At 62.3% G+C, this 14,378-nt stretch carries 14 protein-coding genes; 10 read left to right on the forward strand and 4 right to left on the reverse strand.

From position 1 onward, the window contains the following. Positions 1-11: 11 nt before the first annotated feature. A complete protein-coding gene (locus ACXJKD_RS17520; protein WP_457256408.1) occupies positions 12-275 on the forward strand; it encodes a (2Fe-2S)-binding protein in 264 nt (87 codons plus the stop codon). Next, complete coding sequence (locus ACXJKD_RS17525) at positions 272-1,714, forward strand: FAD-dependent oxidoreductase (RefSeq protein WP_457256011.1); 1,443 nt, start codon at positions 272-274, stop codon at positions 1,712-1,714. The genes ACXJKD_RS17520 and ACXJKD_RS17525 overlap by 4 nt, the downstream gene beginning before the upstream one ends. Before the next feature lie 307 nt (positions 1,715-2,021). Here ACXJKD_RS17525 and ACXJKD_RS17530 read toward each other — a convergent pair whose 3' ends face one another. Together ACXJKD_RS17530 and ACXJKD_RS17535 are read right to left on the reverse strand one after the other, a co-directional pair. Beyond that, positions 2,022-2,636, reverse strand: a complete 615-nt coding sequence (locus ACXJKD_RS17530) for an acyl-CoA thioesterase (RefSeq protein ID WP_457256013.1) — start codon at positions 2,634-2,636, stop codon at positions 2,022-2,024. Positions 2,637-3,108: 472 nt separating this feature from the next. Beyond that, positions 3,109-3,771 (reverse strand): GntR family transcriptional regulator, encoded by a 663-nt coding sequence (locus ACXJKD_RS17535; protein WP_457256015.1) that lies wholly within the window; start codon positions 3,769-3,771, stop codon positions 3,109-3,111. Positions 3,772-3,932: 161 nt separating this feature from the next. Between ACXJKD_RS17535 and ACXJKD_RS17540 the strand changes: the two genes are divergently transcribed. The 4 genes from ACXJKD_RS17540 (at position 3,933) to ACXJKD_RS17555 (ending at position 7,353) form a co-directional block, all read left to right on the forward strand. After that, the gene (locus tag ACXJKD_RS17540; protein WP_457256016.1) at positions 3,933-4,898 is read left to right on the forward strand and encodes an urea carboxylase-associated family protein; all 966 of its coding nucleotides are present in this window, start codon (positions 3,933-3,935) and stop codon (positions 4,896-4,898) included. Positions 4,899-5,051: 153 nt separating this feature from the next. Then, on the forward strand, positions 5,052-5,828 hold the full coding sequence (locus tag ACXJKD_RS17545) for a LamB/YcsF family protein (protein ID WP_457256018.1): 777 nt from the start codon (positions 5,052-5,054) through the stop codon (positions 5,826-5,828). Continuing rightward, positions 5,726-6,460, forward strand: a complete 735-nt coding sequence (locus tag ACXJKD_RS17550; protein WP_457256020.1) for a 5-oxoprolinase subunit B family protein — start codon at positions 5,726-5,728, stop codon at positions 6,458-6,460. The genes ACXJKD_RS17545 and ACXJKD_RS17550 overlap by 103 nt, the downstream gene beginning before the upstream one ends. Then, positions 6,457-7,353, forward strand: coding sequence for a 5-oxoprolinase subunit C family protein (locus ACXJKD_RS17555; RefSeq protein WP_457256022.1), 897 nt, complete (start codon positions 6,457-6,459; stop codon positions 7,351-7,353). Before ACXJKD_RS17550 ends, ACXJKD_RS17555 begins: the two co-directional genes overlap by 4 nt. Before the next feature lie 279 nt (positions 7,354-7,632). Here the strand turns inward: ACXJKD_RS17555 and ACXJKD_RS17560 are convergent, their stop codons facing one another. Then, positions 7,633-8,637: a dipeptidase gene (locus tag ACXJKD_RS17560; RefSeq protein ID WP_457256023.1), complete on the reverse strand. Its 1,005-nt coding sequence runs from the start codon at positions 8,635-8,637 to the stop codon at positions 7,633-7,635. A 566-nt stretch (positions 8,638-9,203) separates the two neighbouring features. On the opposite strand from ACXJKD_RS17560, the gene ACXJKD_RS17565 reads away from it, so the two are divergent. The 3 genes from ACXJKD_RS17565 (at position 9,204) to ACXJKD_RS17575 (ending at position 13,066) form a co-directional block, all read left to right on the forward strand. Beyond that, entirely contained in the window at positions 9,204-10,634 is a 1,431-nt protein-coding gene (locus ACXJKD_RS17565) for an aldehyde dehydrogenase family protein (protein ID WP_457256024.1), read from the forward strand. 611 nt (positions 10,635-11,245) lie between these two features. Then, entirely contained in the window at positions 11,246-12,193 is a 948-nt protein-coding gene (locus ACXJKD_RS17570) for a dihydrodipicolinate synthase family protein (RefSeq protein WP_457256026.1), read from the forward strand. A 651-nt stretch (positions 12,194-12,844) separates the two neighbouring features. Beyond that, entirely contained in the window at positions 12,845-13,066 is a 222-nt protein-coding gene (locus tag ACXJKD_RS17575; protein ID WP_457256409.1) for a WhiB family transcriptional regulator, read from the forward strand. Positions 13,067-13,207: 141 nt separating this feature from the next. Here ACXJKD_RS17575 and ACXJKD_RS17580 read toward each other — a convergent pair whose 3' ends face one another. Then, on the reverse strand, positions 13,208-13,705 hold the full coding sequence (locus ACXJKD_RS17580) for a hypothetical protein (RefSeq protein ID WP_457256027.1): 498 nt from the start codon (positions 13,703-13,705) through the stop codon (positions 13,208-13,210). On the opposite strand from ACXJKD_RS17580, the gene ACXJKD_RS17585 reads away from it, so the two are divergent. Then, complete coding sequence (locus tag ACXJKD_RS17585) at positions 13,685-14,188, forward strand: response regulator (RefSeq protein ID WP_457256029.1); 504 nt, start codon at positions 13,685-13,687, stop codon at positions 14,186-14,188. The genes ACXJKD_RS17580 and ACXJKD_RS17585 overlap by 21 nt on opposite strands. Positions 14,189-14,378: the final 190 nt, after the last annotated feature.

Below are 14,378 nucleotides of genomic sequence, written 5' to 3' on the forward strand. Positions count from 1 at the left end.
TAATGAAGTCCATGGTCACCTTGTCGTTCAACGGCCGTCCCATCAGCGCCCAAGCCGGACAGAGTGTAGGCGCTGCCTTAATGGACGCGGGAATTAGGTCATGGCGGACTACCAGGCGCAATCAGCGGCCGCGGGGTCTCTTCTGCGGCATTGGGATCTGTTTCGATTGCTTGCTGACAATTGACTCTCAACTCAACCAGCGTGCGTGCTTGGTCACTGTTCGCGATGGCATGACTCTGGAAGCCGACGCAACAACTCAGGAGACCGACTCGTGATCCACTACGACGTTGCAATCGTCGGCGCTGGTCCCGCTGGACTTGCTGCCGCGGTGACCGCAGGCGAGCGTGGACTGCGCATAGCGCTCATCGACTCAGCACAGCAACTCGGAGGCCAGTATTGGCGACACTCTGCGGTCGAAATGGCCGAGGTCGAAAAGCCGTCAGGTCAACACATGTGGCAGCAATTCGTCGACCTTCGTACGAGACTTCGAGGTCTTGAAGACACCGCCACGGCGGGTGGGAGGGTGGACCGGTTCTCTGCCCACACGGTCTGGTTCGTGAACGCCAATCCCGGAAGATCGTTCGAGTTGCACCTCACCCCAACAGCAAGCTCGGACCGGGCAGCCATCCCGTCGATTAGGACAACTTCACTCGTCCTAAGCCCAGGCGGATATGACCGGCAGCTGCCGATTCCTGGTTGGGACCTCCCAGGAGTGATGGCCGCCGGTGGGGTGCAGGCGATGCTGAAAGGTCATGGAAGCCTCGCCGGGAAGCGAGCGCTGATTGCTGGAACCGGGCCATTCCTCCTTCCCGTGGCGGTTGGACTTGCCGAAGCGGGCGCCGAAGTGGTGGCTGTGTGCGAAGCGGGATCACCATCCGGCTGGGCGCGGACGCCGCTCGGCGCGGTCTCCGCACCGTCAAAGGGCCTTGAAGCTGCCAAGTATGCGCTCGCGCTCGTTCGGCATCGGATCCCGTTTCGAACCCGAACTGTCGTAACCGCCATTCGGGGGGAGGACCAAGTTTCTTCAGCTGTGTTGGGGAAGCTCGACGGTGATGGGCACCTGAAAAGAGATGCCGAGGTTAGGTCCGTCGATGTTGACCTGGTGGCTCTCGGCTGGGGCTTCACGCCGTCGCTCGAGCTCGTCACCGCACTTGGGGCAACCACCCGTCTTGATGTGGACGACTCGCAAGTGGCCGTAGTCGATGATTGGCAACGCTCCGACATCCCAGGTCTCTACGTCGCTGGAGAGGCCACCGGGGTTGGTGGCGCTGTGCTGGCTCTGCTCGAGGGCGAACTGGCTGCGATCGCTGCCAGTTGTGACGCGGGAGGGCCAGTGCCTCAGCGTCGAGTCCGCCAACTGCAACGGCGCATCGCGCGCATGCGTCGGTTCGCCAGATCCATGCACCGAGCGCATCCAATCCCGGCAGGCTGGAGGGAGTGGCTTGAGCCGAGCACGATTATCTGCCGTTGCGAGGAAGTCGCGTACGAGGAGGTATGCGCTGCTCGAGACTTGCTGGGCGCCGACGACATGCGAACTGTAAAACTCTTGGCGCGCCCTGGAATGGGGTGGTGTCAGGCGCGTGTTTGTGGGTTCGCTACCGCAAGTTTGGCGAAGCAGCCAAGCGATCGCGTTTCCGCCTCGGACCTGGCAAGCGTGTCCAAACGAACGTTTGCTGCCCCGATCTCCCTAGGCGAACTGGCGGGTCCAGACTAGGCATAGTCGACGTGGGCCGCGTTCGCTGTGGCGTCGCCGCGGTTGTTGAGGCTTTCGCACGCTTCGCGCGCACCGCACCCCCCATGAAGAACGCGCCTGCGGTACAAACAGCTAATCCGTGAGCGGTCCCACGCAACATCCAGCGAACCTCTACTTTGGCGACGTCACGGCTTCGCGATCGGCTAGTGCACGACATCCCGTGGACGTTCGGCGTCTCCGCGCAGGGTCAACAAGGTCAAGGCACGCTTGGCGCGCGGCTCGTGCTGACGGAGCTTTGGAAAGCTGATCCTCCTCGATCCTCGACGTTCTACAGACAGTCGTCGGAGCGGATGGGATCACAGGTGAAGCATCGGACCTGACGGCAGCCGGCGCAGATCTCCAACAACTGGCCACAATGGCAAGATCCGAGGTCGGCAGAGCTGTCCGGTTGGGACTTCCCTGGGTTTCCTGCACGGGCTCCATTCGCATCTTCCGGGCGCTGGCCCCAGTGCAGGCAGGCAAATGCGGCACGCTGTGCTTCCCTTCGCCGGATCGCATCGTCGAATCTTCGTCGTTCGATGTCGGTTCGAGGGATGAGCGGTGGAAGTGTCGGGGCTCCGCTAGGGTCACCAACAGCGACCATCGTGAAGTAGGAGCTGTTCACGTGCCGTCGAGCCCGTGTCTGAATATCATCTGCCTCTACACGGATGCCCACCTCCATAGAGGTACGGCCAACGTAGTTCACCGACGCTGAAAAGAGGACCAGCTCTCCGACGAGGATCGCTTCGTGGAACAGAACTCGGTCCACGCTTAGGGTCACAACATAGGAGCCGGCATACCGGCTGGCGCACGCGTAGGCGACCTGATCCAGAAGTTTCAGAAGGCTGCCGCCATGCACCTTGCCGGCGAAGTTCGCCGTATCAGGAGTCATGAGGACAGTCATAGCCAGTTGCGTCGGGGGTCGGCTCGCGTCCCCGGCAGATGGTTGGGAAGTCATTGGACCGTGCTCGACGTCGAGTTCGCTTTGGATCCTTCGAGGTCTGTATCCGCGCCTCGTGACCGGCTTCCTCGCTCGGCTCCGGGCCAGACGGTTCTGGCGCAAGAGCACGCTGCGTCGCAGGGCAAGTAGGTGTGCGCTGCGTGGTTGCATGCAGGGCACGGCATGTCGCGTGAAAGGGGGAGCTGCATGGCGCTCCACATACGAGCCTCCTCGCGGACCGAGAGACGAACTACGGGCAGAGTAACATGTACAATGTCACATGACAATGGTTCTGACCGAATTGCACTCGGTGCCCAGATCGGAACGCGGCCAGTCAGCGCAGTTTTCTAGACGTCGTGACCCCCAGCGTGGCCGGTGCGACACGCTGGGGGCGGGCCCAGAGAGTTGGCGTATAGCGCCGCATGCGTAGTTCCGACTACTCGGGATGTGCCCAACGGCCCCTTGTCTGCTGAATATGCGTCCGCATTAGATCCTCGACCTGGCGAGGATCGCGCGACTCGATCGCATCAAGAATGGTGTGGTGCTCGCGCGCAATGATCTCCAGCTCGCCCCGCTTGAGCAGCGAGGAGAGGCCGTACAGTCGGGTGTGATCGCGCAGGTCCGAAACGAGGCTATTCGCCCTGCGGTTGCCGGCATATCCCAGCAATCGAAGGTGGAAGGCATTGTCGGCCTCGGTGTAGGCAACCAAGTCCCGCGCAGCCGCATGGTCGACGATGGCTTGCGCCATGTCTCTCAGGGCCGGGAAATCGTCTGCTGGGATCTCAGGGGAAACCCGTGCCACGAGCGGGGGTTCGATCAGCATGCGTAGCCCGGTAATGTCGTTGAGGTCTGCTTCATCAACGACGGTTACCCGGTATCCCTTGTTAGGCACCGTTGCGACCAGGTTTTCACGGACTAGATCAAGCATCGCCTCACGAACAGGTGTCGCCGAGACGCCGAACCGCTCTCCCAACGCAGGTGCGGAGTACACCTGGCCAGGCTCCATCTCGCCAGACACGATGGCTGCGCGCAGCGCGCGCGACACTCGATCACGCAGGCTGACCTTCTCGAAGTGACGAATGTTCGTGATGCTGTCCATCCTCCCAACCTCTCCCATTCCCGGGGTGCTCTCACCGCTGGGGAGCATGCTACCGGCTCGACTGCTATATGACGTTGTACCCGTTCTGACCTGCATCTTGACTCGGTGAACGACCTGGACCCCACCGTTGAGCATCGAAACGCCGGTGACAACGCGATGCAATGTCACATGCTAGTCTGGATCCTTCTCCGATCGTCTCAGGCACATGCTCGGTTGACGCCTGCCGCCTGCCAAAGAAGGGACAACCCGTGTACACCAATGCTCCCGCTTACCAATCACTGCCGGGTGGACCGTTGACGGTCGATCGCGCCTTCTACGATCGAGTTGCGCAGTCTCCAGCGCGCACCAGCGTGAGCCGGTTCGCCGTTCCTGTCCGAGAGGGCCGCGCTTGGGTGGCGCCGGCAGGGAGCGTCATTCGGATATCAATCGCGGACGGTCCCCAGGTTGGGGACCTGAATGTATGGAACCTCCATGACCCCCGTGAGCGGTTCTGGGCCTCGCGGACCCGACAACTCCAAAGGGGGAGCGTCACGACATATGACCGCTTGTGGTCGACATTGCCCTTTCTTCGGCCAATGATGACCGTCGTCCACGACACTTTGGCGGGCCACCCAGATTCCGCTGTCATCCACGACCTTTTGGGTACTCGTTGCGACCCATATGTAAACAGGATGCTGGCCGGTCAAGATTTCGACTATCACTGTCACTCGAATCTCGTTCGAGCCGTCCAACCGTTTGGGCTAACCGAGTACGACGTCCACGACGTGCTGAATGTCTTCCAACTTGCCGGGCTCAATGATCGCACCCAATACTTCATGACCGACTGCCCCGCCGTTCCCGGTGACTACCTCGAATTCTTTGCCGAGATAGACGTGCTGTGTGCGTTGTCGACCTGCCCCGGCGGTGATCTATCCGTGGCAATGTGGGGACCAGATGCAGCCTCCACCGAAGAACAGCTTGAACACTGCCATCCCCTTAACGTGGAGGTCTTCGAGTTGGAGAAGAGCCTCCTTGACGGATGGATGAGTCCGTCGACCAATGCCTACGTCGGCCGCAACGGTCGTCACGCCCTGAGGCCGGTCCCGTTCGCGCCGGGACGCCCCATGTCGGAAACTCCTCGGGGCTGACTTCGCCATGTCTGAGGGAAGTGTGAATCCATCGCGAATGGGTGCTTGCGGCGCCCAGCGCTACTTCGCCCGGCTGCGCGTGGCCGCCGTCCCGGTACGGATGAACCTGTTGGGAGCATCCGTTGGTCACACTGACGTGTGCAGGACAGACTTGTGAACCCGCCGGCTCCTGCCGTCGATATCAATAGCGATCTCGGCGAAGGCTTCGGGTCCTGGCGCCGAGGCGATGACCTCGCGATGCTTGACATCGTCAGCAGCGCCAATGTCGCCTGCGGATTTCACGCGGGCGACCCGATGACAATGGTGCAGACATGTAGAGCGGCAGTCAGGCGCACGGTAACCGTGGGCGCGCATGTGGGATACCGCGACTTGGTTGGGTTCGGTCGCCGGTTTATCGACATGACCTATGACCAGCTCGTCCCCGAATTGCTATACCAGCTTGGGGCGTTGGACGCCGTCGTCCGTTCGGTTGGAGGCCGGGTCGCGTACGTGAAGCCGCACGGCGCCCTGTACCACGCCCTCGAACGCCACCCGAGCCAAGCGGCGGCGCTCATTGCGACGGTTGGACTCTTTGACGCGTCCCTACCGGTCGTCGGATTGGCGGGTTCGGGTTGGCTAGAGGCCGCCAAGGACGCTGGCCTCAACACCGTTAGTGAGGCCTTCGCTGACCGTGCGTACGCACCGGATGGCTCCCTTGTGCCGCGCGGAGTTCCCGGCGCCGTTCTGACGGACCCTGACGAGATTGCTAATCGTTGCGTCGACATGGTCCAACTGGGAAGGGTCCAGACCACTGCCGGCAATGTCATAGAGCTCGATGTCGATTCGATATGCGTCCACGGCGATACGCCTGGGGCTGTGAAGATCGCCGCTACGGTGGCCAAGGTGCTCAGCGACCAGGGTGTTACTGTCCGCGCTTTCTCGCGGGCTTGAGCGTTGTGAAGTTCCTCCCATGCGGTTCCCGCGCCTTGCTGATCGAGTTGAGTACTCTCGACGACGTGCTTCGGCTTGCCGCGGCCATCGATGCAGCTCGATGCTCGGGAGCGCTACCGGAGGTAGTCGATGTGACCCCTGGAGCGCGCACGGTGCTGGTTGTTTGCAGAGACGAACCAGGCAGCATTCAGCGCGCAGCCCACCGCATCGGTCGGCTTCCTACAGACGACGTTCCCGTGCAAACCCGGGCCCAGGTAGAACTGCCTGTTGTGTATGACGGCCCCGATCTCGAGGGCGTGGCGCGAGAGCTGGGCGTTGGCCCCCGAGATGTGATCGAGCGCCATACCGCCCGTCCCTGGATCGTTGCGTTCACGGGCTTCTCGCCGGGTTTCGGGTACTTGGCAGGAGGACATCCCGGGCTGCAGGTGTCCCGTAGAGCCGAACCACGTACTCGGGTCGCACCGGGCTCGGTGGGCTTGGCCGGAGAGTTCAGCTGTGTCTATCCACGGGAGTCGCCAGGCGGATGGCGACTCATTGGTAGGACGTCTGTGTCGATGTTTGATGTCCACCTTGATGGCGGTGCGCTTCTAAAGGTAGGGACCGCGGTGAACTTCGTGGAGGTGCCTCAATGAACTCGAAGGTTGAGGTGCTCACCCCCGGCCCGCTCAGCACCGTTCAAGACCTAGGCAGGCCAGGGCACTTTTCGTCAGGTGTGCCAGAGTCCGGCGCTCTGGACTCAGGCTCGATGCGGCTTGCAAACCGACTTGTCGGCAACGAGGTCGATCGGCCGGGCCTCGAGACGACCTACGGAGGGCTGCACCTCAGGTTTCATGGACCTGCCGTGGTTGCTGTGACTGGAGCGGTCGTGGATGTCCACAGGGGAGGGCGAGCGGTGTGCTCACATCAGTCCCTCTATGTGCCGCCAGGTTGCACCCTTCGCCTGGGAACACCGCTGAATGGACTCCGGAATTATGTAGCCTTCAGAGGCGGCCTCCAGGGAGCCTTGATGTTCGGATCGCTCAGTACGGACCTCCTCTCGGGGCTAGGTGCTCCACTTTCTCGCGGCCAGATGCTTACCATCGGAGCTCCCTCCTCTCGGCCTGTTCCCGCGGTCGACTTCGTCCCATTCTCGGCGAACAGCGCCGAGGCCGAGGTGCGTTTGCGCATCATCTATGGGCCTCGCCATGACTGGTTCACCCAGTCCGCGTTGACGAAGCTCACGTCTACCGCCTGGGCTGTTGATGCTCGGAGCAACAGAATTGGCATCCGTTTGGCCGGCCCAGCACTGCGTCGAAGGATCGGTACCGAACTTCCAAGCGAAGGCGTGGTGAAGGGCGCCGTGCAGGTCCCAGCAGACGGCCAACCCATCATCTTTTTGAATGACCACCCGGTGACGGGTGGATATCCAGTGATCGCGGTGGTCGTCGAGAATGAGCTCGACGTGTTGGCGCAGTGCAGACCTGGGCAGGTCGTTCGCTTTGAGTCCTCGGCGCCGTCACCCACCTTTGATGAGCGCCACGCCTAAGGAGGCCCTGACATGGAAACGGTGCTGCCGCTCGGCGAAGTCAAGCAGGTCAGCTCCAAATCCGTGGACGCCGCGAGTGGCCGACATTTTCGGCGCGACGCCGCGGGAAGCCCTCCCAAGAGATGAGCCTCACAACACAGGTCGCGCCAGGGACAACTCTGGGGGTGGCCCGCGTCCTGGGCCACGCAATCTCCGCCTGGCCCGTGTGGCGCCCTAGCCCTCTGCTGGAGTTGAAACCAAACCCGGCCTCTTGGTCTCGCCCGTGCGCCAGTGGCGCTGTTAGGCACCCCAAACTGCTTCGTAGACCCTGAGCCAATTCCCGCCCATGACCATGTCGATCTCAGCCTGGGACCACCCGCGCTGCGTCAGCCCAGTCGCCAAATTTGGTAACTGAGCGATGCTCTCAAAGCCCTTCACGTATAGGTCTCGACCTTGGCTGTAAGCTTCCGCGTCTCTTGTGGTTACGCTGCCGTTAGCTTGAAGAGGAGTCGCGGACCACTCCTCTTCCCAGCCCGCCATGAAATCAGGTGAGACTCCTATATGTGCGACGCCGACAAGCCCCTTTAAGTGATCGAAGTGGTCCAAATGCGCTTCTAGGTCGACCTGCGGGCTGCCGAGAGGGTCTCTGCCCGTCCGGACATGGAAATCATTAAAAGCGGTGATTCCAACTACGCCTCCGGTTTTAGCTATCGCCTCGATCACCCGATCACTTGTGTTCCTCTTGTTATCTACCAGGCTTCTGCAGTTCGTGTGGCTACATATCACCGGGATGCCCGATGTAATCTTTATTGCGTCGATGGAACTCTGCTCGCCCGTGTGCCCGCCGACGTCTAGCACGATCCTCTGCTCATGAATGCGTCGGACCAGTTCGCGGCCATTACGTGTCAGCCCGATTTCGGGATCGAAGCAGCCCCCACCGAAGACGTTGGCATTGTTGTATGCAATTCCGCAAATACGAAGGCCAAGTCCATGGTAGTAGGCGAGATCATTAATGGCAGGCCCGTCAATCGAGCCCCTGATCTGGAGTTGTGTCGCGTGCTGCCAGTGGAATACATACGCCATCTTTCCCTGCCGGTGTGCTCGACGAATGTCGGCGACGTTCAACGCGGGAACGATATGCTCACTGTGCTGCGAGATGAATGCATAGGACTCTTCGAACTCCGTACTCCAGCTGCCGACCCAGACAGTGACTCCAGCGGCCTTCTGGGCCTCCACGACCTCCATCGTCAGCATCGAGGGATCAGTTCCGTTGACAACGATCGATCCGAGCCGTGCATCACCCACCGAAGCCGTCTGAGCGGCTGTGCCCTGGGAAGGTGACCGCCGCCGGTGAGAGTCGCCGCTAGTTTGCTCTCGGTTTGCTGGCGTCATCCGGTTCGTCGCCTCACTCATATCCAGTGCAATGTACCATGATATAGTGTTCCGCGTCCAAGCGCCGGCAGCGGAACATGCGAAGGAGTGCGCTGGCCCGAAGCACGCACGGACCTGCGGCTTGCTGCTGGATGAGGCTTCCGGAGGTCCGGGGAAGCCCGGAATAGGGCCTTGCTGACGTTCTAGTCGAGGGGATGCGCGCACTTTCTGGAAGAGCACATAGAAGTGCTTGGCCGTCTCGTTTGTGGCCGAGGCAGTTTGCGATCTCGACAGTTCATCGGCAGCGGCGGGCAAGGGCTGGAGCCGCGGAATTGCCACACGTGGCTCGCAAGACGAGGGAGACGTCGTGACGGCCAGTCCGCCTTGTTGCGGTGCAGAACAACGCGCCACGCGGCCAGCTGGCCCTGCTGGCCAGCATCGACCCCGAACTACTCATTCCCAGATTCTAGATAAACGCCGCCAACTAAGGAGATCATTCAATGAACCGTCTCAGCAACTACATAAACGGTGGGAGCCTGCCTCCAATTGCTGGGCACTATGCGAGCGTCGTGGACCCGTCAACCGGTGAGGCGTACCTCGAGGCGCCCCTGTCTGACGCCGATGACGTCGAAATAGCGATCAGCTCGGCGGCCGCAGCCTTCCCTCACTGGCGAGCAACCACGCCGGGTGAGAGAAGCTTGGCGTTGTTCYGGATCGCCGACGCCTTGGAGGCAAAGCGGGAGGAGATCGTCCAAGCTGAGTGCCGGAATACCGGCAAGCCCTATCGAGTCATGCATGACGACGAATTCCCGGCCATCATTGACCACATCCGCTTCTTCGCGGCTGCTGCACGCGACCTGCGCGGAGTCGCGGCTGGCACCTACATGGTTGGTCACGACTCCAGCATGCGACGGGAGCCGATCGGGGTTTGCGTCGGCGTGGCGCCGTGGAACTATCCGCTCCACATGGGCGTCTGGAAGTTTGCGCCTGCCATCGCGGCCGGCAACACGGTCGTGCTGAAGCCTTCGGACACCACACCCGTATCCACTGTGCTGGCTGCCACCATTATCGGCGATCTGCTCCCACCGGGTGTCCTCAACATCGTGGTGGGCGACCGCGACACAGGACGAGCCCTAGTGGACCATCCGACGCCGCAGGTCGTCTCGGTGACCGGGAGCACGCGGGCTGGCAAGGAAGTGTCGGCAGCTGCAGCCAGCGATCTCAAGAAGGTCAGCCTCGAACTTGGAGGCAAGGCACCAATTCTGGTCTTCGAGGACGTTGACATCGAGGAGACCGCACGCGAAGTGGCGGCTGGGGCGTTCTTCAATGCTGGACAGGACTGCGAGGCTGCCACACGGGTCCTGGTAGCGGCTTCCATACATGACGCATTCGTTGACGCCCTGGTGCGCTGCGCAGCTGCCACTACCTACGGTCCGCCTGACGCGCCCGTCAACTACGGACCCCTCAACAGCGAGAGCCACCTGAAGAAGGTGCAAGGCTTCATCGACCGATTGCCGGAATACGCCAGCCTTCGCACCGGTGGCAAGGCTGACCGTCGTAGCGGAGGCTTCTACTTCCCTCCCACGGTTGTCTGCAATGTCCGCCAACAAGACGAGATCGTTCAGGAAGAGGTCTTCGGACCTGTGATCACTGTGCAGCCCTTCATTGACGAGATTGACGCCCTCAGCATGGCGAACGACGTCAGCTACGGCCTGGCGGCCGGGATTTGGACCAAGGATCACGCTCGAGTGCTCCGGGTCAGTGATGCGCTCGACTTCGGCAAGGTTTGGGTGAACTGCCACCTCCTCCTTGTGCCGGAGATGCCGAACAACGGATATAAGCATTCGGGTCACGGGAACGACACGTCCGTCTTTGCGATTGAGGAGTACACACGTGTCAAGCACGTCATGAGCTTCCGCGGGGGCAACTGATGCGGCCAGCACGTCCCGATCAGTGTCCCGAAGGCAGTGCCCCGACATGCTCGGCTTAGCGTGATCGACGTGTGCGCACTCGACTGGGGCGGCCAACGGCTCTCCGCGACTGGCCACTCGAACGCGGGTTTCGCCACCGTCTGCAAGCTCCGCACCGGAGTGCCCGGGCGGTCATACTGAAACGACTTGTCGCGCCGCTTCAACCGCATGCATGAGTCCAAGCGTCGCGGAGTCGTGTGATGGCCTTTCTCAGCCTTGGACCTCGACCACTTAGGATCGGCCCGCTGTTCGGGCCGGCGCACGCCGCAACTTGTTCGCCGATGCTCGCCGCGTGGGGCCGGGGCGCAGCGCGTGCCGAGGCGCCGGCGCGGCGCGGCGCGAGGCAGCTGCTTCCTTACCGCTGCCCGATTGCAGCCAGGATCGAGCACCGCTGCGCACCTAGCGACGCGCGCACTCCCTCCAGGGCATATCAGCCACCAAGACGGTGGTTGAAGTGGACGTGTGACATGTGACATGCTACTTCTGCCCTGCGGAAAGCTGTCCTGGGCTGAGGGCGTGCCCGCTGGCTCGTCCCTACCGAAACGTCGGCGGCACAACATCAGGAGACACGGATGTACGAGGCATTGGCCGGGATCTACACCGCACTTGTTACCCCCTTTGCCTCCGACGAGTCTTTGGACCATGACGCGATGCGACGCCTGGTCGACGACCAGATTGAGGCGGGAGTTGCTGGCCTGGTCGTTGGGGGCTCTACAGGGGAATTCGCAACCCAGACGGAGGACGAAAGAAAGGCAGCGGTTGAGACCGTAGTAGATGCGGTATCTGGGCGGGCGAACGTAATTGTGGGAATCGGCTCTGTGCGAACGCGTGATTCGGTGGCCATGGCCGAGCACGCTCTGGCTCAAGGAGCTGTATGCGGACTGCTCGTGATGCCCTACTACGAGCCACTTTCTGAGACTGAACTCTTCACATTTGTCGGCGACATTGCCTCGGTAGGCCTACCGCTGATGATCTACAACAACCCTTCGGCAACCGGCGTCTCGTTGAACCCCCAGTTCATCGCCCAGCTCAGCCGGATCCACGGAGTTGTCGCTCTCAAAGACACCACCCCAGAACCGGCGAGGCTTTTCGAGATCGAGAGACTGGCGGATCCCGGTCTCGACATTTTGAGCGGTTACGACCTTACGACGATTTTTTCCTTGCTCGCCGGTCGTCGGGCGGTCGTGTGGGGGGCGGCAAATGCGCACCCGGAGGGCTGTGTCGCGCTTTGGCAGCTTGCCGTAGGAGATCGAAACAGTGCCGCAGCCCTGCGACTATGGAAGGTCCTACACCCTCTTCAGAATTTCTTGGCGACACACGACTATCAAGCGTCCAACAAGGCCGGCGCCAACATTCGAGGCCTGAATATTGGCGTTCCCCGCCGTCCCATCCTTCCACTTGGCCCAAGCGAGACTGACGAGTTGAGGCATGTTCTGCGTGCCATCGACGCTGTGTTGCAAGCACTTCGAGCCGAAGGAGAGCTGACGCAGCGCAAGCCGCTCGGGTTGGCGGTGACCTAGTCGGCGCCCATGACGGGAAATCGGTCGACTCGTCGGAAAGGGGACACGGCGGCGGGCCAAGGTAACCGGTTGCCCCAGCACATGGCTGAACCTCTGCCCCCGCCCCGAGCCAGGCGGACCCGTCGCGCATCTGGCGACATCTGATTGAGATCAGAGTTGGAAGACATTGTCGACGTGGTTCGAAGCGGTCGGCGCGCTCGCGTCGGTGGAAGTACGTGCGGCTGCCTCTCCGTCTTTTTGGATCGCTGCCGCCAGACCGCCGCTCCGACAGCGAACCTCGTGCAATGCACTGCGGTGGCCACGGCAGCGTGAAGCCTGCGGCTCTGCCGGGGAGCGCGGGACCGGGGACGCCACGCATCACGCCGACACTCGGGCGTTCGTCTGCCGACTGGGGTGTCTGGTTATCGACGGTTCCGGCGCACGCAACCGCAGGGGCCGATGTCGCCAGGGCCCCGAGGTCACGGCCCGGCATCTGCTAAGCGGGCATAGACGGCATCACAGAGCCAGCCCGGGTCTGGTTCTCACACATCACCGACACACACATCGCCGACTTCGTCAGCAGATACGCCTCGGATCTGAATTCATACCCCTCATCCAGTCCAGGAGTCCAGGAGCATGACCACGCGACAGTCTCATGCGGTTCTGACCTGGATGTCCGAAGCCTCCTGCGTTGACCGCCTCGAGCTGCCGTGGCTGCGCGACCGCCACGATGTGCGCGACGACGACCGCGAGACCATGATGCGAATCTGTAAGGTGTGTCCCGTGCTCGCCAGCTGTGCCCGACACGCACGCGCCATCAACGCATCCGGGGGGTTCTGGGCTGGCGTGCACCGCGGGACGCGGGAGACCGTGCGGCTCCGATGGCGGGCATGAGCGTCAACCGGTGGAGGGCGGCGGCGATCAGTTGGGATGTGGTTTCGTCCCCCGCGACAAGCAAGAAGTACGCAGCGGCGCAGGCTCTCGCATCGATGGGCCGGAGGCGGCAAACTGCCCGAACAGGTCCGGGCCGCCAAACTATCTGGCTCGAGCGTCCTCGGCGCGGAGCCACGAGTGGAACTCCGCGGCACTTTCAGCAAGCTCCTCCTGTCGGTCCGGAGTGGGCCAACCCCAGAACAACTCGAGGTAGTCACGACTCCATCGCTTAAGAGCCCTCAGGTCCAGCCCGCGCTCGTGCAGACCTAGCATCTCAAGAAGCACCGTAGCTGGGACGACGTCGGCCAACACCGCTACCAGGTCGGCATACCCGCCACGGTCCAGCCGCTTCGCGACGACAGCCAAGCGTTCCACGGCAAGGGCCTTGACCCTCGGCTCGGCGGCTGCGACCCGAGCAGGGCTGAAGAAGCTCGCCACGAGGCGGCGGATCTGCCGATGGCTGGGCCCAGCGTTGTTGGCCAGCGCCGGAGGCAGACTGAAGCCCACCCCCGCAAGCAGCCGCATCGCCGCCGGACTGATCGGCGTGACAGCGAGGACATCCGTGGTGTCCTCACTCGAATGGTGGAGCGTCGCGGCCACACAGCTCATACCGCCTGCGACGGTGTCGAGGCAGTGGAGTTGCTTATGGTCGAGACCTACGACTACATGCTGCTGGACCTCACGATGCCCCGTATGAGCGGGGAAGACGTAGTGCGGTGGCTTCTGCAGCACCCCGGCCGCGCCCAAGGTCTGCGTGTAGTGATCGTGAGCGCCTGGGCCGGCGAACGGCGGGCCCACTTGCAGGAACTGGGGGGTCCACGCAGTTCTTCCGAAACCTCTCCGATCTCAGCAACTACAAGCACTGCTGGACGAGCCTCGCACCGACTGCTCGCAATAGCGGCGCGTGTTCTTCCTTGTCTCGAGCCTCACCAAGGGGTTCAGCGCCGGCCTGAGGTGAGCACGGCGAGGGCCGGTTTTATCTCACGCTGCCTCCAGTGCGCTGCTGGCGCGTTTCGTGCGTCGCACACCGAATCGTGCGGCGTGCACTTCAGAGCCTGGGCTGGTGGCGGCGGCGCGTCTTGACTGTCCAGCCTTCACGTCCAGGTCCTGTGTCTCGGCATCGTCGGCAGGCATGCCGAGATTCCGGAACGCGGCGTCGGGCCACGGCCTTGCCCCACCGCCGATCCGCCTCAAGCAAGGGAGCCCTTCCAGCGGCCACACGAAATTGCATACGTTGGTCGGGGTTACCGCGCAGGGCACGGCGGTTACTTAT

The sequence above is a fragment of the Pedococcus sp. P5_B7 genome, assembly GCF_054049895.1.